General features: G+C 64.1%; 17 protein-coding genes. 9 read left to right on the forward strand and 8 right to left on the reverse strand.

What is annotated here, in order from left to right; translation table 11 throughout:
- Window positions 1-13: 13 nt before the first annotated feature.
- The 4 genes from AC0L3D_RS10725 to dnaK all read right to left on the reverse strand — a co-directional run bounded on the left by AC0L3D_RS10725 (window position 14) and on the right by dnaK (window position 4,951).
- Window positions 14-610, reverse strand: coding sequence for an NADPH-dependent FMN reductase (locus AC0L3D_RS10725; protein ID WP_128174788.1), 597 nt, complete (start codon window positions 608-610; stop codon window positions 14-16).
- Between the two features lie 235 nt (window positions 611-845).
- Window positions 846-1,451, reverse strand: coding sequence for a phospholipid N-methyltransferase PmtA (pmtA, locus tag AC0L3D_RS10730; RefSeq protein ID WP_027154687.1), 606 nt, complete (start codon window positions 1,449-1,451; stop codon window positions 846-848).
- A 142-nt stretch (window positions 1,452-1,593) separates the two neighbouring features.
- On the reverse strand, window positions 1,594-2,724 hold the full coding sequence (gene dnaJ / locus AC0L3D_RS10735; RefSeq protein WP_023801455.1) for a molecular chaperone DnaJ: 1,131 nt from the start codon (window positions 2,722-2,724) through the stop codon (window positions 1,594-1,596).
- A gap of 310 nt (window positions 2,725-3,034) precedes the next feature.
- Window positions 3,035-4,951: a molecular chaperone DnaK gene (gene dnaK, locus AC0L3D_RS10740; protein ID WP_023801456.1), complete on the reverse strand. Its 1,917-nt coding sequence runs from the start codon at window positions 4,949-4,951 to the stop codon at window positions 3,035-3,037.
- A gap of 558 nt (window positions 4,952-5,509) precedes the next feature.
- Between dnaK and AC0L3D_RS10745 the strand changes: the two genes are divergently transcribed.
- The 4 genes from AC0L3D_RS10745 to AC0L3D_RS10760 all read left to right on the forward strand — a co-directional run bounded on the left by AC0L3D_RS10745 (window position 5,510) and on the right by AC0L3D_RS10760 (window position 13,649).
- Window positions 5,510-9,130 (forward strand): hypothetical protein, encoded by a 3,621-nt coding sequence (locus AC0L3D_RS10745; protein WP_473644225.1) that lies wholly within the window; start codon window positions 5,510-5,512, stop codon window positions 9,128-9,130.
- A gap of 147 nt (window positions 9,131-9,277) precedes the next feature.
- A complete protein-coding gene (locus tag AC0L3D_RS10750; RefSeq protein ID WP_473644227.1) occupies window positions 9,278-11,236 on the forward strand; it encodes an EB domain-containing protein in 1,959 nt (652 codons plus the stop codon).
- A gap of 129 nt (window positions 11,237-11,365) precedes the next feature.
- The gene (rpe, locus tag AC0L3D_RS10755; RefSeq protein ID WP_023801459.1) at window positions 11,366-12,043 is read left to right on the forward strand and encodes a ribulose-phosphate 3-epimerase; all 678 of its coding nucleotides are present in this window, start codon (window positions 11,366-11,368) and stop codon (window positions 12,041-12,043) included.
- A 226-nt stretch (window positions 12,044-12,269) separates the two neighbouring features.
- The gene (locus AC0L3D_RS10760; RefSeq protein WP_473644229.1) at window positions 12,270-13,649 is read left to right on the forward strand and encodes a malonyl-CoA decarboxylase; all 1,380 of its coding nucleotides are present in this window, start codon (window positions 12,270-12,272) and stop codon (window positions 13,647-13,649) included.
- A 41-nt stretch (window positions 13,650-13,690) separates the two neighbouring features.
- On the opposite strand, the gene nagA is transcribed toward AC0L3D_RS10760, so the two are convergent.
- From nagA to AC0L3D_RS10780, 4 genes are read right to left on the reverse strand one after another with little or no spacing between them, the layout of a single operon-like run.
- Window positions 13,691-14,869: an N-acetylglucosamine-6-phosphate deacetylase gene (gene nagA / locus AC0L3D_RS10765; protein ID WP_473644231.1), complete on the reverse strand. Its 1,179-nt coding sequence runs from the start codon at window positions 14,867-14,869 to the stop codon at window positions 13,691-13,693.
- A complete protein-coding gene (locus AC0L3D_RS10770) occupies window positions 14,866-15,897 on the reverse strand; it encodes an SIS domain-containing protein (RefSeq protein WP_023801462.1) in 1,032 nt (343 codons plus the stop codon). The genes nagA and AC0L3D_RS10770 overlap by 4 nt, the downstream gene beginning before the upstream one ends.
- Window positions 15,894-16,676: a GntR family transcriptional regulator gene (locus AC0L3D_RS10775; protein ID WP_023801463.1), complete on the reverse strand. Its 783-nt coding sequence runs from the start codon at window positions 16,674-16,676 to the stop codon at window positions 15,894-15,896. Before AC0L3D_RS10775 ends, AC0L3D_RS10770 begins: the two co-directional genes overlap by 4 nt.
- Window positions 16,673-17,554: a glucosamine kinase nucleotide-binding domain-containing protein gene (locus AC0L3D_RS10780; protein WP_023801464.1), complete on the reverse strand. Its 882-nt coding sequence runs from the start codon at window positions 17,552-17,554 to the stop codon at window positions 16,673-16,675. Before AC0L3D_RS10780 ends, AC0L3D_RS10775 begins: the two co-directional genes overlap by 4 nt.
- A gap of 198 nt (window positions 17,555-17,752) precedes the next feature.
- Here AC0L3D_RS10780 and AC0L3D_RS10785 point away from each other — a divergent pair, with 198 nt between their 5' ends.
- From AC0L3D_RS10785 to AC0L3D_RS10805, 5 genes are all read left to right on the forward strand, one after another.
- The gene (locus AC0L3D_RS10785; RefSeq protein ID WP_473644233.1) at window positions 17,753-18,709 is read left to right on the forward strand and encodes an N-acetylmuramic acid 6-phosphate etherase; all 957 of its coding nucleotides are present in this window, start codon (window positions 17,753-17,755) and stop codon (window positions 18,707-18,709) included.
- 2 nt (window positions 18,710-18,711) lie between these two features.
- Window positions 18,712-19,971, forward strand: coding sequence for an ABC transporter substrate-binding protein (locus tag AC0L3D_RS10790; RefSeq protein ID WP_473644235.1), 1,260 nt, complete (start codon window positions 18,712-18,714; stop codon window positions 19,969-19,971).
- Between the two features lie 247 nt (window positions 19,972-20,218).
- A complete protein-coding gene (locus tag AC0L3D_RS10795) occupies window positions 20,219-21,142 on the forward strand; it encodes a carbohydrate ABC transporter permease (RefSeq protein ID WP_473626742.1) in 924 nt (307 codons plus the stop codon).
- An 8-nt stretch (window positions 21,143-21,150) separates the two neighbouring features.
- The gene (locus tag AC0L3D_RS10800) at window positions 21,151-21,990 is read left to right on the forward strand and encodes a carbohydrate ABC transporter permease (protein ID WP_023801468.1); all 840 of its coding nucleotides are present in this window, start codon (window positions 21,151-21,153) and stop codon (window positions 21,988-21,990) included.
- Complete coding sequence (locus tag AC0L3D_RS10805) at window positions 21,987-23,048, forward strand: Gfo/Idh/MocA family protein (protein ID WP_473644237.1); 1,062 nt, start codon at window positions 21,987-21,989, stop codon at window positions 23,046-23,048. The genes AC0L3D_RS10800 and AC0L3D_RS10805 overlap by 4 nt, the downstream gene beginning before the upstream one ends.
- Window positions 23,049-23,093: the final 45 nt, after the last annotated feature.

The following is a 23,093-nucleotide window of genomic DNA, read 5'->3' on the forward strand; positions in this document are numbered from 1 at the left end:
GCGCGCTCCTGGATCACGCCTCGATCCGCGTCGACAGCAGGCGCGAGGTTTCGATCAGCGTGCGGCATAGGTGCTCCATCGATCTGTGCAGTCGCTCGTCCCTGAAATTCCCGTCCTCATCGAAGGCGTTGCCGCCCTCCGGGACAGAGCACTCCGGCGTCACCACCTCCATCTGGCAGCGCACCAGCACGGCGCGCAGATGGTTGATGCAGCGTACCCCGGCGAAATGTCCTTTGGAAGACGAACAAAGGCCAGCGGGCTTGCCGGTGAACGGCCTGAACGACCGCCCGTCATCCGTGCGCACCCGGCTCACCCAATCGATGGTATTCTTGAGCAGCGGCGGGATCGAGCCGTTATATTCGGGCGTCGCGATCAGCAGCCCGTCATGGGCCGCAATTTGCCGGGCAAGCTTGATGGCGTTCTCGGGAATGCCTTTCTCCTTTTCCAGGTCCTCGTCGAGGATCGGCAGCGGATAGTCGGCAAGCGAGATGCGGGTCACCTCGGCGCCGTGCAGGGCGAGTTCCTTCTGCGCCACATCGGCGGTCCTGCCGCTGTAGGCGCCAGAGCGATTCGAACCGGCGAAGACGAGAATTTTCGCGATCACTGCCATGGCCCCTTGTTCCCGGACAGGTACAGCCAGGGATCTGTCAAATCAACGCACCGGCGCAAAAATCGAAAAGGGATCTTGGGGGCACATGAGTGAAGGGTGTGTTGAGATTCAAGTCAGGCCGAGCCGAAAATGGTTGGTTCCGAGAACCGGAGCGGAGCGTACTTGAAGTACGTGAGCACCGGAAGCGCAGGAAGCTGCCATTTGCAGGCCGGTCTCACCTGAATATCGGCACACCCTAATGCGCCCCGCGCCGGTAGATCCAAAGCTGCGTAGGTGGGATGTTGCGGATGACGAAATGGAAATGCTCGACCGTGTAGTCGCCGCGGCCGGGCGGGATCGGCGACAGCGGGCCGTAGGTCAGCTGCACGACCGGGCGGCCTGTCGGGATGCGGTCGAGAAGGCTTTCGACGTAGGCGACGCGCTGTTCGACCGGGAAATTGAGCAATGGCACGCCGGAGATGACCGAATCGAAGGTCAGGCCGCTCTTGTCGCCGAGCGTCGCATCGAGATTGAAGGCATCGCCCTCGATGACGTTGACGCCGGGATAGAGCTGGCGCAGATGGCGCACGAAATCGGGGGAGTATTCGACTGCGTAGAGATTTTCAGGCTTTACGCCGTGGGCGAGGATGGCTCGGGTGATGACACCGGTGCCGGGCCCGACTTCGAGCACCGGCAGGCCCGACATCGGGTTGACGACGGAGGCCATCTTGCGGGCCGTGATGGAACTGGTCGGCACGATCGAACCGACCGCCTTCGGCTTGTCGATCCAGCCCTTGAAGAACTTCAGTTCGTCGTCGAACTTCTCTGCCAGCGTCTTTCGCAGTCCGGGACCATGTGCCATGCAAGTTCTCCTGAACGGTCCCCCGAGTGGCTACTTAGCAGCTACCGGCTTCAAGGCAAGGCGGACGCCGGTATAAGGTGTTGATGACGCTAGGGGAGCTTCCGCTCGGTTGTATTCTACATCCGATTGGCGAGAGTCGCCATTAGCGCTCGCTGAAGGTCTCGAAAAAGTCCTTCATGCGGGCGAAAAAGCCGCTCGACTGCGGCGAATTATCCTTCGAGGAAAGCTGCTCGAACTCCTCCAGCAGCTCGCGCTGGCGGCGGGATAGGTTCTGCGGCGTCTCGACCGCGGTCTGGATGTAGAGATCGCCGACATTGTGCTGGCGCAGCACCGGCATGCCCTTGCCCTTGAGGCGGAACTGGCGGCCGTTCTGGGTGCCTTCCGGCACCTTGACCTTCGTCTGGGTGCCGTCCAGCGTCGTCACCTCGAAGGAACCGCCAAGGGCAGCCGTCGTCATTGAGATCGGCACCTTGCAGTAGAGATCGGCGCCGTCGCGCTGGAAGAATTCGTGCGGCTTGACCGCCAGGAAAATATAAAGATCGCCCGACGGGCCGCCGCGCAGGCCGGCCTCGCCCTCATTGGCAAGGCGGATGCGGGTGCCGTCCTCAATGCCGGCCGGGATGTTGACCGACAGCGAGCGCTCCTCGGTGACGCGGCCCTGGCCGGCGCATTTCGCGCACGGCTCCTTGATGGTCTGGCCACGTCCCTGGCATTGCGGGCAGGTGCGCTCGATCGAGAAGAAGCCTTGCGTGGCGCGCACCTTGCCGTGGCCGTTGCACATCGAGCAGGTGACGGGCTGGGTGCCGGGCTTGGCGCCGCTGCCGGAGCATTCCATGCAGGAGATCGAGGCCGGCACGTGGATCTGCGCCGTCTTGCCGGCAAACGCCTCCTCCAGCGTGATTTCCATATTGTAGCGCAGGTCTGCACCGCGCTCGCGTCCGCCTGACGAGCGGCGCTGGCGCCCGCCCATCATGTCGCCGAAAATATCCTCGAAGATGTCGGCGAAACCGCCGGCGCCGAAGCCGTGTGCGCCGCCGTTCATGCCGCCCTGTTCGAAGGCGGCGTGGCCGAAACGGTCGTAGGCCGCCCGCTTCTGAGGATCCTTCAACGTCTCGTAGGCTTCGTTGATTTCCTTGAACTTGTGCTCGCAGGCATGATCGCCGGGATTGCGATCGGGGTGGAACTGCATGGCCAGCTTGCGGAAAGCGCTCTTGAGCTCCTTCTCGTCGGCCCCCTTTTGCACGCCCAGCGTTTCGTAGAAATCAGCTTTCATCTTTTCCCGCAGTCCGGATATTCAACGTCTTGAAGCACTTTGCGTCGTTCGCCGGCACGCTGTTCCGATTTAGGTGCGATGGAGCCGGGATGCCAGTGTTGACACGGGCTTGCCCGCACTTTTTCGATCAGGCACGCACTTTTTCGGCCAGAGTGGCAAAAAAGCCCGGCTTTACGCCGGGCTTTACTACAGCGCCGCGCGTCCTGTTGGACACGCAAAGGACGTTATAGCACTTTGATTTTTGCGCATGATCCTTTCCGGAAATCGATTCCGATTTCGGGGTCATGCGCCTAAACCTGCCGGCAGCCGCTTAGGCCGACTTCTTCGTGTCGTCGTCCTCGTTGATTTCCTCGAAGTCGGCATCGACCACGTCGCTGTCCTTGGCCGCGTCCGCCTTGGCGTCAGCTTCCGCGGCTTCCTTCTGCGAAGCCTCGTACATGGCCTGGCCGAGCTTCATCGAGGTTTCGGCGAGCGCCTGCGTCTTGGCTTCGATCTCGGCCGCGTCGTCGCCTTCGGCAGCGGTCTTCAGCGCCGCGATCGCATCGGCGATCGCCGTGCGGTCGGCCTCGGAAACCTTCTCGCCATATTCCTTCAGCGACTTCTCCGAGGAATGCACCAGCGCCTCGGCCTGGTTGCGAGCCTCGACCAACGCGCGCCGCTTCTTGTCGGCCTCGGCATTGGCTTCGGCGTCCTTCACCATCTTCTCGATGTCGGCGTCCGAAAGGCCGCCAGACGCCTGAATGCGGATCTGGTGCTCCTTGCCGGTGCCCTTGTCCTTGGCCGAGACGTTGACGATACCGTTGGCGTCGATGTCGAAAGTGACCTCGATCTGCGGCACGCCACGCGGCGCCGGCGGAATGCCGACCAGGTCGAACTGGCCGAGCGCCTTGTTGTCGGCGGCCATTTCACGCTCGCCCTGGAAGACGCGGATGGTCACGGCCGATTGTGAATCCTCGGCAGTCGAGAACACCTGGCTCTTCTTGGTCGGGATCGTCGTATTGCGCTCGATCAGCCGCGTGAACACACCACCCAGCGTCTCGATGCCGAGCGACAGCGGCGTCACGTCAAGCAACAGCACGTCCTTGACGTCGCCCTGCAGCACGCCGGCCTGGATGGCGGCGCCCAATGCGACGACCTCATCCGGATTGACGCCCTTGTGCGGCTCCTTGCCGAAGAACTGCTTCACGATCTCCTGGATCTTGGGCATGCGGGTCATGCCGCCGACCAGGACGACCTCGTCGATTTCGCCGGCCTTCAGGCCGGCATCCTTGAGCGCCGCCTTGCAGGGTTCGATCGTGCGCTGGACGAGATCCTCGACCAGGCTCTCGAACTTCGCCCGCGTCAGCTTCAGCGTCAGGTGCTTGGGGCCGGTGGCATCGGCGGTGATGAAGGGCAGGTTGATCTCGGTCTGCGTCGTCGACGACAGCTCGATCTTGGCCTTTTCGGCCGCTTCCTTGAGGCGCTGAAGCGCGAGCTTGTCGCTGCGCAGGTCGATGCCCTGTTCCTTCTTGAACTCGGCCGCCAGATATTCGACCAGACGCATGTCGAAATCCTCGCCGCCGAGGAAGGTGTCGCCATTGGTCGACTTCACCTCGAACACGCCGTCGCCGATTTCGAGCACCGAAATGTCGAACGTGCCGCCGCCAAGGTCATAGACGGCAATGGTCTTGCCTTCCTTCTTGTCGAGGCCGTAGGCAAGTGCGGCCGCGGTCGGCTCGTTGATGATGCGCAGCACTTCCAGGCCGGCGATCTTGCCGGCATCCTTGGTTGCCTGGCGCTGGGCGTCGTTGAAATAGGCCGGAACGGTGATGACCGCCTTCTCGACCTTCTCGCCGAGATAGGCTTCCGCCGTTTCCTTCATCTTCTGCAGGATCATTGCCGAGATCTGGCTGGGCGACTGCTTCTTGCCGCCGGCCTCGACCCAGGCGTCGCCATTGTCGCCCTTGACGATCTGGTAGGGGACAAGCTTCTTGTCCTTTTCCGTAACCGGATCGTCATAGCGGCGGCCGATCAGGCGCTTGACCGCGAAGATGGTGTTTTCAGGGTTGGTGACCGCCTGGCGCTTGGCCGGCTGGCCGACGAGGCGCTCGCCGTCGCTGTTGATGGCGACGATGGAAGGGGTCGTGCGCGCGCCTTCCGCATTCTCAATGACCTTCGATTCCTTGCCGTCCATGATGGCGACGCAGGAGTTGGTGGTCCCCAGATCGATACCGATTACTTTTGCCATTTTTCTAATCTCTCCGCTAAGCAGGCTCTCAGGACCCGTACAGGCGTTCCGACGAAAGCCCCTGTTCACAAGAAATTCCGCTTCGGCAACCGGCATTCCGGCGCCGAACGGCTTGGCGCGTATATAAGAACAGGCTGCGCGGCGCGCAAGCATTCTGCGCAAGGCATCCAACACATCCTTTTCTCGGCCCGGCCAGTGTTCTCCGGCCCATGAACCTTTCAGCGTCGGTTCGCGACTGACACCCAGATGCGCTGCGTGGTGCGCCCCTGGAAAGGAAAGGCCATGACTGGAAATCCAGTCTCAGCGCGACCACCGCTTTCGGGGTGGGGTCGCTATGCCAGGCGTTCCGCTGGTTCCGTTGACCATGCTTAAGAGCGGGCATATCGTGGTCACGAGGAAAGCAGACAAATTCGATCAGGGAAAACGTGCCGGAACGTCGCGCCTTGCCCTGGTTTGCGCGGAAACACCGGATGTTTCTCCCGTCGCCCGCGGGGGAATTCCATGTCTTGCGACCACGGCGCGTTCGTACGCTCTCGTGCTGGCCGTTTGCGCCGTGCGATGCAAACAGCCAGCGGCTTTCCGGCGTTGGCGCTCGCCACCATCCTGTGGCTTGGCGGTGCCGTGCAGGCGCAGGAAACGCAGATCATCTATCCAGGCTCGATGGCGGTGACCGGATTTTCCGGTACCGTCATTCGTGATCCTGAGGAGGGCCTGCCGCCCAGCGTCGACCCGGTCGACGAGACCTTTATCGACACGACGCGCGCAACCTTGCGCGTCTTTGACGTTTCAAGGCTGGGCGGGCGGGCCTCCGGCCAACTCGTCTTCACGCCGCCGCCCTTCGAAGTGACGGCCGGGCAGATCGGCCAGGTGTTCGGCATCACCTATGACGACGGCGTACGCGACGGTTCTCCCTCGGGCATTGCGAACCTCTATGCCGGCGCCACCTCGCTGCATGGCGTCAGCATCGTCACGTCGGACGAAGATGCGGACGGTCGTCCCGAGCGGCAGCGTCGCGGTGCTGCCGGCGCCACCTTCATGGACGGCCAGTTCGGCACCGAGAACGGTGGCGGACCGGGCACGATCTGGAAGATCGACGGCATCACCGGCCAGGTCAGCAAATTCGCCGACCTCGACACCAACAGCGGCCCTGGCATCGGCGACGTCACCTTCGACACTATCCGCCGCCAGTTCTTCGCCAGCGACCTCGACACCGGTCTCATCCACCGCATCGACGCCAACGGCGTACTGCTCGACAGGTTCGACCACGGCGTTGCCGGGCGCCCGGCGTACGGGCTGGCCCCGCTTGCCGACGATGGCCTGGTGATGGACATCGAGGGCGCTGTCTTCGACAGCGAGGACCCCGACAGCTGGGGTTATACGCAGGATGAGCGTCGCGTCTGGTCCGTCGCCTATCACGGCGGCCGCCTCTATTATTCCGTCGGTGAAAAGGCCGAGCTCTGGTCGGTGGGCGTTGCCCGCGACGGCAGCTTTGCTGGCGACCCGCGCTGGGAATTGACGGTCAAGGCCGACAACGGCCACGCCGTCACCGACATCGCTTTCGACATCAGCGGCTTCATGTACCTGGCCCAGCGCGGCCCGGTGGAAAACCGCTACGACTACAGCCAGTTCGCCGATACCGGCACGGGTGAGGTCTTCCGCTATGGGCGCGAAAACCCGGACGATCCGGCGACGGAATCAATCTGGGTGGAAATGCCGCAGGACTATGCGGTCGGCTTCCCGCAAGACAACCGGCAGTCGGCTGGCGGCCTCGACCTGCAATATGGCTATGACGCCGACGGCAATCTCGACGCGAGCATCTGCACCGAGACGCTGGTCAAGACCGCAGACAAGTTGCGCGACAACCCCGCGCTTGCCGAACGGCTTGCCGGCGGCGGGCCGCTCGCCGTGCGAGGTGTGCAGATCACGCCGACGGCGCTGGTCAAGCCAGCCAACGTGCCGCCTTTCGGCGCGTGGTTCGTCGACTTTGACGGCTATTTCGAAGACCCCGAGGTAGAAGGCCCTGAGGCAGAAGGGCATGTCGGCGACGTCGAAGTCTGGCATCCCTGCGAAGGCCGTGCCGGCTACAATGAGCAGATACCGGGCGGCGGTTACCTGCCGCCTTTCTATCCGCCCGACTTCCTGCCCCCCGGTGGCGTGCCTCCTTGCCTCGACAACGACCGCGACTGCGCCTCGATCCCGATCTGCCGGCGTGGCGACCGGGGCCGCGACTGCCGGCCGCCGGTGGAAAAGAAAGTCGATCTGATCCTGAAGAAGCGTGCCCGCACCCCGGTCTGCACGGCAGATGGTGTCTGCACCTTCGTGATCGATATCATCAACGACGGCAACGTCCGCTACGACGGGCCGCTGACGGTTACCGACACCTATCCGGGTGGCGTGCCGGCATCGTCGAGCTTCGGCCCGATCCCGCCATGGACATGCGGACCGAACGGCCCCGGCCAGTTCCGTTGCGACAATGCCGGCATCATGCTCTCGCCGGGCGCTTCCACGCCAATCTTCGTCAAGGCGGTGATGCCGGCCGGCTACCGGCCAAACACGGTCGAGAACTGCGCCGAGGTGAAAGCCATCCCCGGCGAGAACGACCTCACCAACAACAGGGCATGCGTCAGGCAACGCATCCGTCATTCCGACAGCGGCAAGCCGGCCATGCGCCTCACCAAACTGTGCAGCGGTGCGCTGGCCGGTGCTGCGCCCGTCACCTGCCGCATCACCGTCATCAGCACCGGCACCAGTGCCCCTACCGGTCCGGTTTGGGTCAACGATGCCGCCACGCTGGTGGCTGGCGGCGCGCCCGTCCAGATCCAGGCCGTCACTCCCGACGGCGCGGAATGGACGTGCGGACCGGTTCCGGCCAATGCGTTGTCGTGCCAGATTCCCGGCGCCGTCATGACGCCCGGTACCAGCCGCCACTTCGATGTGGCGCTTGCGGCGAATGGCGTGTTCGAGAACTGCGCACGCGGTTCCTACGGCCCGGCGCCAGGAGACGACGTCGTCCATCTGATCAGCAGGGCCTGCGCCAAGGGCGGCGGCGCCTCGACCATCCGTGTCGAGAAAACCGGCGATGCCGAGTGCCGGGTCGGCCAGCCCTGCTCGTTCGAGATCACCATCGCGAATGATGGGAAAAACGCCTTCTCCGGTCCGGTTCGCATTGGTGATGCGATCGGTGTCGAAGGCCTTGGCCGGCTGGAAGGCGTTGCGATCACCTCGATCGACCCGCCCTTCGGCTGTGCGCCGGAACCGGCGACCTTGCCTGCATCCTGCATCGCCAACCTGACGCTCGGCGCCGGGGAAAGCCACGTTCACCAAGTGACTGTGATCATTCCCGACGACGGCCGCCTGGCCAATCTGCAGGGCACCGTCAGCGGCCAGAACTGTGTCGGCGTGCTGTCGCCCGATACGCCGGTGCGAGGTGCCGGCAAAATGCTCTCCCGCGAGTCGGCCAATGTGCAGGGCGATCGCGGCAAGGCCTATGCCTGCCATGCCTTCACCATCAAGAAACAGGTGAAGAAGGTGTGCTCGCAGGGCCTCGTCATGAACGACGCCGGCCGCTGCGTCTGCCCGCAAGGCACTACTTTCCGCAACGGCCAGTGCTCGTCGGCTGGCGGCACGGTCATCATACCGAAGCCGAAGGAGCGCTGCGTGCTGCTCAAGGGCCAGACCCGTACCTCCGACGGGCGTTGTGTCTGCCCGCGCGGAACCGAGCTGGATAACCGCAGGTGCGTGTCGACCGACGAGCCGCCGGCACGCCTGTGCAAGCTGCTGCCTGGCCAGATCCGCACCAAGAGCGGCGATTGCGTCTGTCCGAGACGGACGGAACTGAGGGGCAGGGCCTGCATGCCGATCGTCACGAAGCCGACCGTTGAACAGTGCACCATCCGCGGCCAAGTTCACAACAAACGTGGCGCCTGTGTCTGCCCGCGCGGGACCGAGGTGATCAGAGGCGCATGCCGCCGGGCACAGCTGGAGTGCGCGCCTGGCTCCGGGCTGATCAACGGCCGGTGTCAGCCGATCATCAGGCGGCGCTGCCCGGTCGGGACAGTCGGACGGTACCCAGACTGCACTCCGATCCGCAGGGCGCCGACGCTGCAGATTAATCCGAACCTGCTGCTGAACCCGAGCATCCTGCAGCAGCCGAGGCGCAGGCCGCGGGCTCTCCAGTAGGGTCCCGGGCTCAGCCCAGCACCAAGACCTCGCCCGAGCAATCCGGCGGGGTTTTTTCGTCCGTCGGACGTGTTTCAGCCGCTGCGTGAACCTTATCGCCGCAGTCGGCGACAAACTCCCCGAAGCAACATTTCAGGGAGAGAGAAAATGTCTTCAGCCAAACATGCTTTCCGCAACACGGCAGCGGCCGCTGCCCTGATCGCAGCTGCGCTCGCCACCACGCCGGCCTTCGCCAAGCAGGCGAACATCAAGTCAATGTCGTTCAACACCGAAAGCGCCAACACGACAATCCATGTCGGCTCGAGCGACAAGCAAAAATGGGACACGCTGAAAAGCGGCAACGTCCAGTTCTGGGGCCACATGAAGCTCAACACACGGTGGCCAGGCTATGTGCAGGACGTCGGCGTGGCGCTCGGCGTTTGTGGACCGGGCCAGTGCGGCGCGTTTCCTCAGATCTGGAGCGCCTCGCCTGTCAGCCGCGACTACGATCACCAGCAAAATTTCTCCTTCGACCCCTCAATCATGCCGCTGTCCTCAGATAGCGGTATCGCCGTCGTGCCTTACGGCGACCAGATCATCGCCAGGTGCAACCAGCACCTCCAGCCCGATGGGCCGACAAAATCCTACTCGTTCACGCACAGTTTTCATGCGAGCTTCTCGGCACTCACCGACACGGCGCTCGACATGGACAATGCGGTCAGCGAGGCCCAGGGCGGCAGCTGGCCCCATCCGCTGTACGACTCGCACTATGCCGAGCATGGCTCGTTCGACGTCCAAATCGTCTGCGACCCCGTCATCAAGCCGCCGGTTCAGGACGTCGCCAATGATTTCGGCAAATTCGACGTCGAAAACGTCAAGCTGTTCCTGACCACCTACCAGTCGAACCAGGCCGGCTCGACGCCCGGTACGGTCTGCCCGTCGTTGAAGGTCACGAGCCGGGCGCAGGCCAACCAGGCCGGGCCGGTGTCGATGCGCATCTGGCGCCAGAAGAACGACGGGCCGATCACCTCCGAGGTGCAGCAGGCGTGGGCGTCATACGACGCGACCAAGAATGGCTATTTCGCCACCTATGAGAAATGGGAGGACGTCGGCGCCACCGCCTATTTCCAGTACAAGACCGAGATCATCGGCAACGGCCCGTTCGAACCTTTCGACGGCTGGAAGGACATCACCGTCCATTGCACCGGCGCGGGTGGGGGCGGCTTCACCGACGCACCTCAGGATAACCCCGAAAACCCGCCGGCGCATTCGGACTGGCAAGGCGAGGTCACCGTCTCGGACAGCGCTGGCTTCAAAAAACTCTGCCCGCGCAAAGGCCAGGTGGCGTTCGAGGTCGAGCGCGATGCGCCGGGTGCGTTTCACTACCGCATCAGTTGCTCGAACGGCGCATTCTTCACCGGCACGACAGCCGCCTTTAACAATGGCGGTGTGTTCAAGGCGAGTGCCGCACACGAACTCAGCATCGTCAGAACCCGCTCGATCCAGTGCACCCTGCAGGAGATCAAGCAGAACGGTTCGATCGCCACCGTCGACAACAGCACGGAGGATTTTACCTGCATCAAGCGCAATTTTGATCCGAATGTCGATGGTCTGGCGGTCGATACGCGACCCAATCCCGGCAAACCGCAACTTCCGCCGGTCGTCATCGATGCCGGCCGCACATGCCTGCCGAGCCAAAGGCTGATCCGTGGCAAATGCGTCGACAGGCCGGTCGTGGCTGCCTGCCGCAGCACCGAAAAGCGTGTCGACGGCAAATGCGTTGGGGTCAGCATCCACTGCCTGCCCGGTCACCATCAGGTCGGCCTGAAATGCGTGCGCAATGCAGTGATCGCCGACAGGTGCAAGCGCGACGAACAGCGCATCGATGGGAGATGCTTGCACAAGCCCTCCATCATTGTCGATTGCAAGCGCGGCTATCATCTGGTCGGCAATGCATGCGTCAAGAAGCCGGTGATCGTCACCGCCTGCCGGGCAACCGAAAAACTGCTGCGTGGACACTGCGTGCCCAAGCACCCTGTGAAGAAGCTCAACCTGCAGAAAGTGAAGCAAGGCAGCGGCAAGGTGTTGCCGCCACGACCGGCCAGGCCGCGGCATCCCGTGAACTGAAATCGCGACGCTTGAACAGGGAGAGAGGTGGCCGATGCTGCCTCTCTCCTTTCGCGGGCACCGGATTCCTGTCGACAAGCAGCGCTGAGACGATTACGGCGAAGGCGGGCTCGAGAAAGGGAAGCGAACATGGCTCAAAAGACCCTGATCGCGCCATCGGTGCTGGCGTCGGATTTTTCGAAGCTCGGCGACGAGGTCGAGGCGGTGGTGGCGGCCGGCGCCGACTGGATCCATCTCGACGTCATGGACGGGCATTTCGTGCCCAACATCACCTTCGGCCCGCCGGTGATCAAGGCGATCCGCAACCGCACCAAAACCTTTTTCGACTGCCATCTGATGATCGCGCCGGCCGATCCCTATCTGCAGGCGTTCGCCGAAGCCGGCTGCGACGGCATGACGGTGCATGCCGAGGCCGGGCCGCATCTCGACCGTTCGCTGCAGACGATCAGGAACTTGGGCAAGAAGGCCGGCGTGTCGCTAAACCCGGCGACGCCGGAAACGGCGATCGAATACGTGCTCGATCGGCTCGATCTGATCCTGATCATGACCGTCAATCCGGGTTTTGGCGGCCAGGCCTTCATCCCGGAGGTCGTCGACAAGGTGAAGCGGGTGAAGGCGCTGATCGGCAATCGGCCGATCCGGATCGAGATCGACGGCGGCGTCTCGCCCGAAACCGCGCCACTGGTCACCGCCGCCGGCGCCAGCGTGCTGGTCGCCGGTGCGGCTATTTTCAAGGGCGGCAGCGTCGAAGCCTATCGGGCGAACATCGAGGCGATCAGGACAGCGGCCGACCAGGTGGCCGGCTGACGCTGCCGGCGCGACGTCATCGGCACGCGCTGTTCTCCCCAGCCGGTCAGGAATTCGTTGGCCGACGCCGGTGCGCCTGCGCTCGTGACATGCGATCCCCAGCCAAAATGGCCTTGTCCATTTTTGGCGATTTTATTGGCATATCCAAAACTACCATCCATATTCTCTGTCTCACCCTGATGCCTCTCCGGACCCTCCCGCAGGCTCCCCTTCGACGGTCGGATCGATGAATCGCAGCCCCTTCTTCGCTGACCTGCTGAACACCATCGCCGACCGCGGCCGGATGATGCTGAACCTCGTGCGCGGTGACGAGCCGGTTTCGGCCGACAGCCTGGCACGTTTGTGCGTCCGTCTGCTTTCCAGCCAGGGGGAGGCATCGGGCGTCGCCTATGCAAGAGAAATACTCGATCGCTGGCGAACTCTCGGCGCCGATGGCAGGCTGGCTTTCCTGCATGTACTGCGCGATCGTTTCGGCACCGATCACACCAGGCTTGCCGCCGCGGTGGATGCCTATCGCGCCGCGCCGGACGATCGTTCGGCACTTGCCCTGCACGACGCCGCCGAGCCGGCCAGGCAGGAGCTTTTGCGCCGCCTGAACCTGGCGCCCGGCGGCATCGAGACGCTGGTGCGCATGCGCGAGGATCTGCTTGCCCGGCTGCCCACATTGCCCGATCTCGCCATCGTCGATGCCGACTTCACGCACCTGCTGTCGTCATGGTTCAACCGCGGCTTCCTGGTGCTGCGGCGGATCGACTGGTCGACGCCGGCCAACATCCTGGAGAAAATCATCCGCTACGAGGCGGTGCATGCCATCCACACCTGGGACGATCTGCGCCGCCGGATCGAGCCCGCCGACCGGCTCTGCTATGCGTTCTTTCATCCGCAGCTCGGCGACGAGCCGCTGATCTTCGTCGAAGTCGCGCTCACCCGGGCGATGCCGACGACGATCGCCGAGCTGCTCGCCGACGAGCGGCCGCTGGTGCCGCCGCGGCAGGCTACGACGGCGGTGTTCTATTCCATCTCCAACTGCCAGGAGGGCCTGCGCGGCATCTCCTTCGGCAATTTTCTGATCAAGCAGGTGGTCGAGGACCTGCGCCGCGACCTTCCCGGCCTGACCGATTTCGTCACCTTGTCGCCAGTGCCGGGCTTTGCCCGCTGGCTGGCCGAGCAGGCCGAAACCATCCCCTCCGCCACTGAGGCGCTGGATCTCGTCGCCGACGAGGGCTGGCATGCAGATGCTGCCGTGCGCGACCGCGCAGGCCAAGTCCTGCTTCCGCTTGCGGCACAGTATTTCCTCGAAGCTCGCACCGCCTCCGGCAAGGTGATCGACCCGGTCGCCCGCTTCCATCTTGGCAATGGCGCGCGGCTGGAGCGCATCGACCTTTTCGGCGATCTGTCGCCCCGCGCCTTGCGTCAGGCGCATGGCCTGATGGTCAATTATCGCTACAAGCTCGACGACATCGAGAAGAACCACGAGCTGTTCGCCGCCAGGAACGATGTGGCGGCCGCGCCCGCCGTGCGCCGCCTGCTGCCGAAACCGACGAGACCGTCTGCACCGCGGCTTCCGGCGCCAGCCCAGGTGATTGGGGACAAGAGGGACAGTTGAGCAACCAGCCGCTTCAGGCTGCGGGCCAAACGGCTGATATCTTAGGCGCCCTTCGCGACACCGACCTCGAAAACCCTCTTGCCTTCTATCCAGACGCCCTTGACGCCCAATTCGTCCGACAGCGCAACGATATCGGCGGCGGTGCCGTTGGCGAAGCGCCCGAGCCGGTGTGATTGGCCAATCGCCTGCGCCGGATAGAGCGAAGCCATGCGCAGCGCCTCCGACAAGTCCAGTCCGACGACACGGTGGACGAAGCGGACGGCGGAGATCATGTCGAGGTCGGCGCCCGCCAGCGTCCCGTCGGCAAGCCGCAGGCTGCCGTCCCTGCGGTAGACGGCGCGGCCGTTCAGTGTGAACGAGGTCATGTCGGTGCCGATCGTCGCCATCGCGTCGGTGACCAGGAAAATCCTTGCCGGGCCCTGCTTGGCGCGCAAAGCGATGGCCATGGCGGCGGGATCGACATGGATGCCGTCGGCGATGATCCCGGCAAACAATGTGCCGGTATCGATGGCGGCACCCGCCAGACCCGGCTCGCGGTTGCCGATCTGGCTCATGGCGTTGAACAGATGGGTGACCATTGTTGCGCCGGCGTCGGCAAACGCGCGCGCCTTGGCATAGGAGGTGTCGGAATGGCCGAGGCTGACGACGAGGCCGGCCTCGACCAGCGCCGAAACACGTGCCGGGTCGACGGATTCCGGCGCTACAGTCGTCAGCAGCACCGGCAGGGTTTTCCGCGCCGCAATCAGCATCGCCTGGTCGGCATCCAGCATCGGCCGGATCAGTGCCGGGTCATGCGCACCCTTGCGGGCGACCGATAGATGCGGGCCTTCGAGATGCAGGCCCAAAAAGCCCGGCACCTTTTGCCGTGCGGCCTCGGCCCCGGCGGCAACCGCCGACGCGGTGATCTCAGGCGAGTCGGTGATCAGCGTCGGCAGCAGCGCGGTCGTGCCGAACGGCGCGTGCGCCCGGCAGATGGTTTCGATCGAAGCGACATTGGGATGGTCGTTGAGCATGATGCCGCCGCCGCCATTGACCTGCAGGTCGACGAAGCCCGGTGCCAGCATGGCGCCGCCGGTTTCGATACGCTCGACGCCGGACGGAACGGCTCCGGCGGCGACGATGGCCTCGACGAGACCGTCTCGCACGACAAGGGCAGCGTCGTCGTGCCAGTCGTCGCCGTCAAAAATCCGGGCGCCAGTCAGGGCAAAACGGTCGCTCATATGGTTTCCGTCACCTTGCGCAGATTGGGCGGCGTGTCCGGATCGAGACCGCGATGGCGGGCAAAGGCCTCGACGAAGCCATAGAACGACACAATCAGCGCCAGCGGGTCGGTCAACGGATGGCCGGTGGCGACATGCGGCAGGTGCTGAGCGCTTGTCGCCTTGTCCGAAGTCACGAAGACGGCCGCGCCCTTGCCCGCCAGGCTGTCGGCGGCCGCTGCGACCGACGGCTCGGAAGCATCGCGGGCGGCGAGCGCCAGCACCGGAAAATCAGGCCCGACCAGCGCCAGCGGGCCATGCATGACTTCGGCAGCGCTATAGGCCTCGGCATGCATGGCGCAGGTTTCCTTGAATTTCAGCGCCGCCTCATTGGCGATCGCCGCGGACGGACCACGACCAAGGATGAACAGAGACTTCTGCGTCTCAAGGGCGCTGGCCAGCGCCATCCAGTCGCAGGCGATCGCCTTGCGGAAATGTCCCGGCAAACGGGCAAGTGCTGCCAGCAACTTGTCGTCGCCGGTGCTATGCGCCATCAAGGCGAGGCCGGCGACGGCTGAATTGACGAAGGTCTTCGTCGCCGCGACGCTGCGCTCCGGGCCGGCCAGGATGTCGATCGCGTAGTCGCAGGCCCGCGCCAGCGGCGAATCGGCGGTGTTGGTGATGGCGACGGTCAGCGAACCGCCAGCTCTCGCGGCTTGCGCCATGGCGACGATGTCCGGGCTCTTGCCCGACTGCGAGATCGCCAGGCAGGCCGAGCCGGCCAGCCTGAGCCTGGCGCCATAGATCGAAGCGATCGACGGGCCGACCGACGCGACGGCAAGGCCGGCGGTCAGTTCCACCGCATACTTCATGAACGTGGCGGCATGGTCGGAGGAGCCGCGCGCCACGGTGACGACGAAGTTTGGGTCGCGCTCGCGAATGCCGCGCCCGGCCTCGGTCAGCACCGCTGCCGAGCCGTCGAGCAGGCGCGCGGTCGCCTCCGGGATCTCCTCGATCTCGCGCCGCATATGGGTAATTGTCGCGCTCATGGCCGGCCCTCTTCGCCCGGCCCGCTCAGCCGGAGCTCGGCGACGAAATCATAGGCGTCGCCCCTGTAGATCGAGCGGGTGAATTCGATCACCTTGCCGCTCGCCAGATAGGAAATACGCTCGATGTGCAGGCCGGCAATGCCAGGCGGCACTTCGAGCAGGCGCGCGTCGTCGTCGCCGAGATTGGCGGCGGAGATGCGCTGCACCGCCCGCACCGGCCGATGGCCGGTCGTTTCAAGCGCCGCGTAGAGCGACGAACCGATCGCCGCCGGGTCGGGCAGCACGCTGGCAGACAGTGCCGCGCGCTCGATCGCCAGCGGCGTATCGTTGGCGATGCGCAGGCGCGCCACCCGCGCCACCAGTTCGTTCGATGACAGACCGAGCACCATCATCTCGTCCGGCGACGGCGCATAGAGGCCGCGGTCGAGCCATGCCGAACGCACCGCCATGCCGCGCCGCGCCATGTCCTCGGTGAAAGACGTCAGCCGCGACAGCGACTGCTCGACGCGCTCCATCCGCGGCGCGACGAAGGTGCCGGAGCCGTGGCGCTGGACAAGGATGCCGCCCTTGACCAGATCCTGCACCGCCTTGCGCACGGTGACCCGCGAAATGTCGGCCTTGCTGGCGATGTCGCGCTCGGACGGCAGCGCGTCGCCCGGCCCGATCAGGCCGCGATTGACCGCGTCCTCGATGCTCTTCCTGAGCTGCAGATAGAGCGGCGTGCCGCTTTGCGCCGACTGCTTCAGCGTGGCGAAGATCTGATCGGCGGCCTCGCTCATCGCGCCGCCTCCGTCGCACCCGAGAAAACGCGCACCGCCATCTGCACTGCGCCGCCCAGCGCATCGTCGAGCGGCGGCTTCAGCAGCGCCCGGTAGCGCGCCGACAGGCGTGGTGCATAGAGCGGCGCCAGCCCGCCAAGCAGGCAGAGCGGATCGTCGTCGCCGAGATCGAGCACGCCAAGTGCTGCCTCGACATCGGCGATTGCCTTGTCGAGGATCCAGTTGGCGACGATGTCGCCCTTTTCGGCATGGTCGAAGACCTTTGGCGCGAAGCCGCCGAAATCGCCGGGTTTTGCGTTGGTGGTGAACTCGACCAAATCCTCAGGATTGTCGCGGAAGACGGCGAGCATGGCCTGCGTCAGCGGCGATCCCTGGCGGATGCCGTCATAGGCGAGCAGCGTCTGCTCGAGCAGGTCGCGGCCGATGCGGGCGCCGCTGCCCTGGTCGCCGACCTGGAATCCCCAGCCGCCGATGGCGCGTGACTTGCCGTTTTTGCGCGCCATATAGGCGGTGCCGGTGCCGAGGATGGCCATGGCGCCGTCACCGGAGCCGACCGCGCCTTCCAGCGCGATCTCGGCGTCGGTCTCGACACGGTTTTGGCTGAACGGCAGGATCGCTTCGAGCTGCTGCCTGTAGGTGCCGACATTGGCGCCGGCGAGGCCGAGGATGGCCGGGGTCTGCGGGATCAGTTCGGGGTCCTGCCCGGCGGCGACAAAGGCCTGCCTTGCCGCCTCGACGATGTTGGCCCTGGCGCCGGTGAGGTCGGTGCGGATGTTGGCGGCACCGCTCTTGGCGCGGCCGACGACAGTGCCGTCCGCTGTTGCAAGGGCCGCCCTGCAGCTGGTGCCGCCGCCATCGATGCCAAGCACGAATTTCACGCGATGTCTCCTCCGGCAGATAATACCAATAAAATACCAATAGCCAAGGATTAATTTTCGTTTCAAAAAGATTAAGGCGTATTTTATTGAAAAACTTACGCATTTTGACGAAAGGCCAGTTCCGAGGCAGGGAAATCGCTAATGCGTGTGGACAAGTGGTATTTTTTTGGTATTGTTTTGCGGATTGGAGGAAAGCGGATGGCCGAAACGCGCACCGAAGCGCTTCACCAGAATGCCGAGGGGCTGGACATCCAGGCTCCGGACGCCATCCTTTCCTGTTTGGCCAACGCGCAGATCGAGGCTGCCAAGGCGGTGCGCGGCGCCATTCCCGCCATTGCCAAAGCAGCCGAGATCATCGCCAGCCGGCTGAACAGCGGCGGCAAGCTCGCTTACGCAGCGGCCGGCAGCTCGGGCCTGATGGCGCTGGCCGATGCGCTGGAGCTGCCGGGCACCTTCGGCATTCAGCGCGACCGCATCGCCATCCTGATCGCCGGCGGCGACGATGCCTTCAAGGCGCTGGCCGGCGGGCCGGAGGACGACACCGACGAAGCCTCGGCGGCGGTTGCCGCTGCCGGCATCGGCGAGGGCGACTGCCTGATCGCGGTCTCGGCCAGCGGCTCGACGCCCTATGCGGTCAGGGCGATCGAGGAAGCCCGAACCCGGGGGGCGGCGACCATCGCCATCGCCAACAACAAGCATGCGCCGCTGCTTCGGCTGGCCGACATCGCCATATTGCTCGAAACGCCGCCGGAGCTGATCGCCGGCTCGACGCGCATGGGTGCCGGCACCGCCCAGAAGATCGCGCTCAACATGCTGTCGACGCTGGCCGCCATCCATCTTGGCCATGTCCATGACGGCTACATGGTCAACCTCATGGCCGACAACATCAAGCTGCGCGACCGCGCCGCCCGCATCGTCGCCGCCATCAGCGGACGCGACAGGGACGATGCGGCGCGCCTGCTCGAGAACAGCGGCGGCGCCGTCAAGACCGCCATTCTGCTCGCCGCCGGCGCCGCCAGCGCCGATGCGGCGCAGAAGTTACTGGAAGGCACCGGCCAGAAGCTGCGCCCGGCGCTTTCCGCGATCGAGGGGAGCATGGGGCGGAAAGCCTCTGTTCTCAAAACCGAACCTGAAAAAGGTCAACAGGGAGACTGAGCATGACAACCAAACTACTGACGGCACTGCTTCTCGGCACCAGCATTCTCGGCTCGGCCGGGATGGCCTATGCCCAGGACGTAACGCTCAACATCGAAAGCTGGCGCGGCGACGACCTTGCCATCTGGAAGGACAAGCTGATCCCGGCTTTTGAGGCCAAGAACCCGGGCATCAAGGTGGTGTTCGCGCCGTCGGCGCCGACCGAATATGATGCAGCACTCGGCGCCAAGCTCGCCGCCGGCTCGGCCGGCGACCTGATCACCTGCCGCCCGTTCGACAAGTCGCTGGAATTGTTCAAGAAGGGCAATCTCGCCGATATCTCGACGCTGCCTGGCATGGAGAATTTTTCCGACGTCGCCAAGGCCGCCTGGCAGACCGACGACGGCAAGTCGAGCTTCTGCGTGCCGATGGCTTCCGTCATCCACGGCTTCATCTACAACAAGGACGCCTTCGACCAGCTCGGCATCAAGGTGCCGACGACCAATGAGGAGTTCTACGCCGCGCTCGACAAGATCAAGGCCGACGGCACCTACATCCCGATGGCGATGGGCACCAAGGACCTCTGGGAAGCCGCGACAATGGGCTACCAGAACATCGGCCCGAACTACTGGAAGGGCGAGGAAGGCCGCACCGCGCTGATCAAGGGCGAGCAAAAACTGACCGACCCGCAGTGGGTCGCGCCGTTTGCCGAACTCGCCAAATGGAAGCCCTATCTCGGCGACGGCTTCGAGGCGCAGACCTATCCGGACAGCCAGAACCTGTTCACCCTCGGCCGCGCCGCCATCTACCCGGCCGGCTCGTGGGAGATCGGCCTGTTCAACACCCAGGCGCAGTTCAAGATGGGCGCGTTCCCGCCGCCGGTGCAGAAGGCCGGCGACACCTGCTACATCTCAGACCACACCGACATCGGCATGGGCCTCAATGCAGCGTCGAAGAATGCGGATGCAGCCAAGACCTTCCTGACCTGGGTCGCCTCGCCGGATTTCGCCACCATCTACGCCAACGCGCTGCCGGGCTTCTTCAGCCTGAACAAGACGCCGGTGAAGATGGAAGACCCGCTGGCCCAGGAATTCGTCTCCTGGCGCGACAAGTGCAAGTCGACGATCCGCTCGACTTACCAGATCCTGGGCCGCGGTACGCCGAACCTCGAAAACGAGACATGGGTTGAATCGGCTAACGTCATCAATGGCACCGATACGCCGGAAGCTGCCGCCAAGAAGCTGCAGGACGGCCTCGACAGCTGGTATAAGCCGGCGAAGTAAGAGCGCAGATAGAAGCAAGGCCGTCGCAAGTGGACGGCTCTGCTTTTTTCGATAGCATCGACTGCAACCGACGGCGCCGCCCCTCATCCGCCTGCCGGCACCTTCTCCCCGTATAGTGACGGGGAGAAGGGAGAAGCTCCGGCGCTGACGCCCCCCTCTCCCTGTCTTTCACGGGGAGAGGGTAAGGGTGAGGGGCAGCGCTGCCGTCGAAAGCATCGCAAGAACCTGATCGGCGGGGACCGAACGCATGGCCGCAGCACCGAAACGACCGTTCCGCTGGCATATCGTCGTCTTCCTGGCGCCGGCGGTGCTGGTCTATTCCGCGATCATGATCCTGCCGCTGGCCGGCACGCTACGGCTCTCGCTGTTCCGCAACATAGACCAGTCCCAAATCTTCGTGGGGCTGGCAAACTTCCGCACGCTGTTCGGCGATCCTAACTGGTCCGTGGGCTTCTGGAACGCTCTCCGGAACAATGTCTGGTTCTTCATCATCCATATGATCGTGCAGAATCCGATCGGGGTGCTTTTGGCCGCACTGCTGTCCAGCCCGCGGCTGAGATTCTCCGCCTTCTACCGCACGGCGATCTTCGTGCCGACGATCCTGTCCTTCGTCATCGTCGGCTTCGCCTGGAAGCTGATCCTGTCGCCGCTGTGGGGCGTGGCGCCGAACCTGATGGATCTTGTCGGCCTCAAAAGCCTGTTCACGCCGTGGCTCGGCAAAGAAGAATATGCGCTGACCACGCTCAGCCTGATCTCGGTGTGGCAGTTCGTCGGCATCCCGATGATGCTGATCTATGCGGCGTTGCTGTCGATCCCAGAGGAGGTGATCGAAGCCGCCGAATGCGACGGCATCACCGGCATGTCGCAGTTCTGGAAGATCAAGCTGCCGCTGATCCTGCCGTCGATCGGCATCATCTCGATCCTCACCTTCGTCGGCAATTTCAACGCCTTCGACCTGATCTACACCGCGCAAGGCGCGCTGGCCGGCCCGAATTATTCGACCGATATCCTCGGCACCTTCCTCTACCGGGCCTTCTTCGGTTTCCAGCTGCAGGTCGGCGATCCCAACATGGGCGCGGCGATCGCCACGATGATGTTCCTGATCATCCTTGGCGGCGTCTGCGTCTACCTGTTCCTCGTCCAGACGCGCCTGCGTCGCTATCAGTTCTGAGGCGTAAGATGAGCACGGCAACCCACTCGCTGCCCCGCACCATCGGCGCCCATGCGGTGCTGTTGACCTATACGGTGATCGCGCTGTTTCCGGTGATCATCGTCATCATGAATTCGTTTAAATCCCGCGCCGGCATCTTCGGCGCGCCGTTGACGCCGCCGACCCCGAAAACCTTCGACCTGATCGGCTACACCACCGTCATCGGCCAGGGCGATTTCATCCACTATTTCCAGAACAGCCTTGTCGTCACCGTCGCCTCGCTGTTCTTCGTGCTGCTGTTTGGCGCGATGGCCGCCTTTGCGCTGTCGGAATACCGTTTTCGTGGCAATTCGCTGATGGGGCTTTATCTCGCCCTCGGCATCATGATCCCGATCCGCCTCGGCACCGTCGCCATCCTGCAATTGATGGTGGCGAGCGGGCTGGTCAACACGCTGACGGCGCTGATCCTGGTTTATACGGCGCAAGGCCTGCCGCTCGCCGTCTTCATCCTGTCGGAATTCATGAAGCAGGTCTCCGACGATCTGAAGAATGCCGGACGCATCGACGGCCTGTCCGAATACACCATCTTCTTCCGGCTGGTGCTGCCGTTGGTGCGGCCGTCGATGGCGACTGTCGCCGTCTTCACCATGATCCCGATCTGGAACGATCTGTGGTTTCCGCTGATCCTAGCGCCGTCGGAGGAAACCAAGACTGTGACGCTCGGCGCGCAGCTGTTCCTCGGCCAGTTCGTCACCAACTGGAACGCGATCCTGGCCGCACTGTCGCTGGCGATCATGCCGGTGCTGATCCTCTACGTCATCTTCTCGCGGCAGCTGATCCGCGGCATCACCTCGGGAGCGGTCAAGTGAGCTCAGAAAAACCCCTTCGCGTCGTCGTCGCCGGCCTCGGCAACATGGGCCGCAGCCATGCGCTGGCCTATCACACCAACCCGGGGTTCCAGATTGCGGCGCTGGTCAACCGTTCGGACGTGCCGCTGCCGGCCGGGCTTTCCTTCTATGGCATCAGGCGCTCCTTCGACGAGGCGCTGCGCGACGAAAGGCCCGATATCGCCTGCATCGCCACCTATTCCGACAGCCATGCCGACTATGCGGTCAAGGCGTTCGAGGCCGGCTGCCATGTCTTTGTCGAAAAGCCGCTGGCGACGACGGTGGCCGATGCCAAACGCGTCGTTGCGGCAGCCAAGGCCAATGGCAGAAAACTGGTGATCGGCTACATCCTGCGCCATCACCCGTCCTGGATCAGGCTGATCGCCGAGGCGCGCAAGCTCGGCGGTCCTTACGTGTTCCGCATGAACCTCAACCAGCAATCCTCCGGCCATAGCTGGCAGACGCACAAGCAGTTGATGCAGACGACGTCGCCGATCGTCGATTGCGGCGTGCACTATCTCGACGTGATGCTGCAGATCACCGACGCCAGGCCGGTCGAGGTGCGCGGCATGGGGCTGCGGCTGAGCGACGAGGTTGCGCCAAAAATGTACAATTACGGGCACCTGCAGGTGCTGTTCGACGACGGTTCGGTCGGCTGGTACGAGGCCGGCTGGGGGCCGATGATCTCGGAAACCGCCTTCTTCGTGAAGGACGTGATCTCGCCCCATGGCTGCGTGTCGATCGTCATGAAGGAGGGCGTCAGATCCGACGACATCGACACCCACACCAGGACCTCGACCATCCGCCTGCACAGCGCGGCGACCGGCGCGGACGGAAAATTCGCCAAGCCGGATGAGCTGCTGTCGATGGAAGGCGAGCCCGGCCATCAGGATCTCTGCGACCGCGAACAGGCTTTTCTGCTCAAGGCGATCCGCGAGGATCTCGACCTCTCCCGCCACATGGACGACGCGGTGAAGTCGCTCGCCGTCTGCCTTGCCGCCGACGAAAGCGTCCGCAGCGGGAAGGCGGTGCGACTTTGAGACGGGAATTTTCGTCAGGGATAGCGCTCTACGGCGCGCCCATAT

The organism is Mesorhizobium sp. WSM4837 (assembly GCF_055811435.1).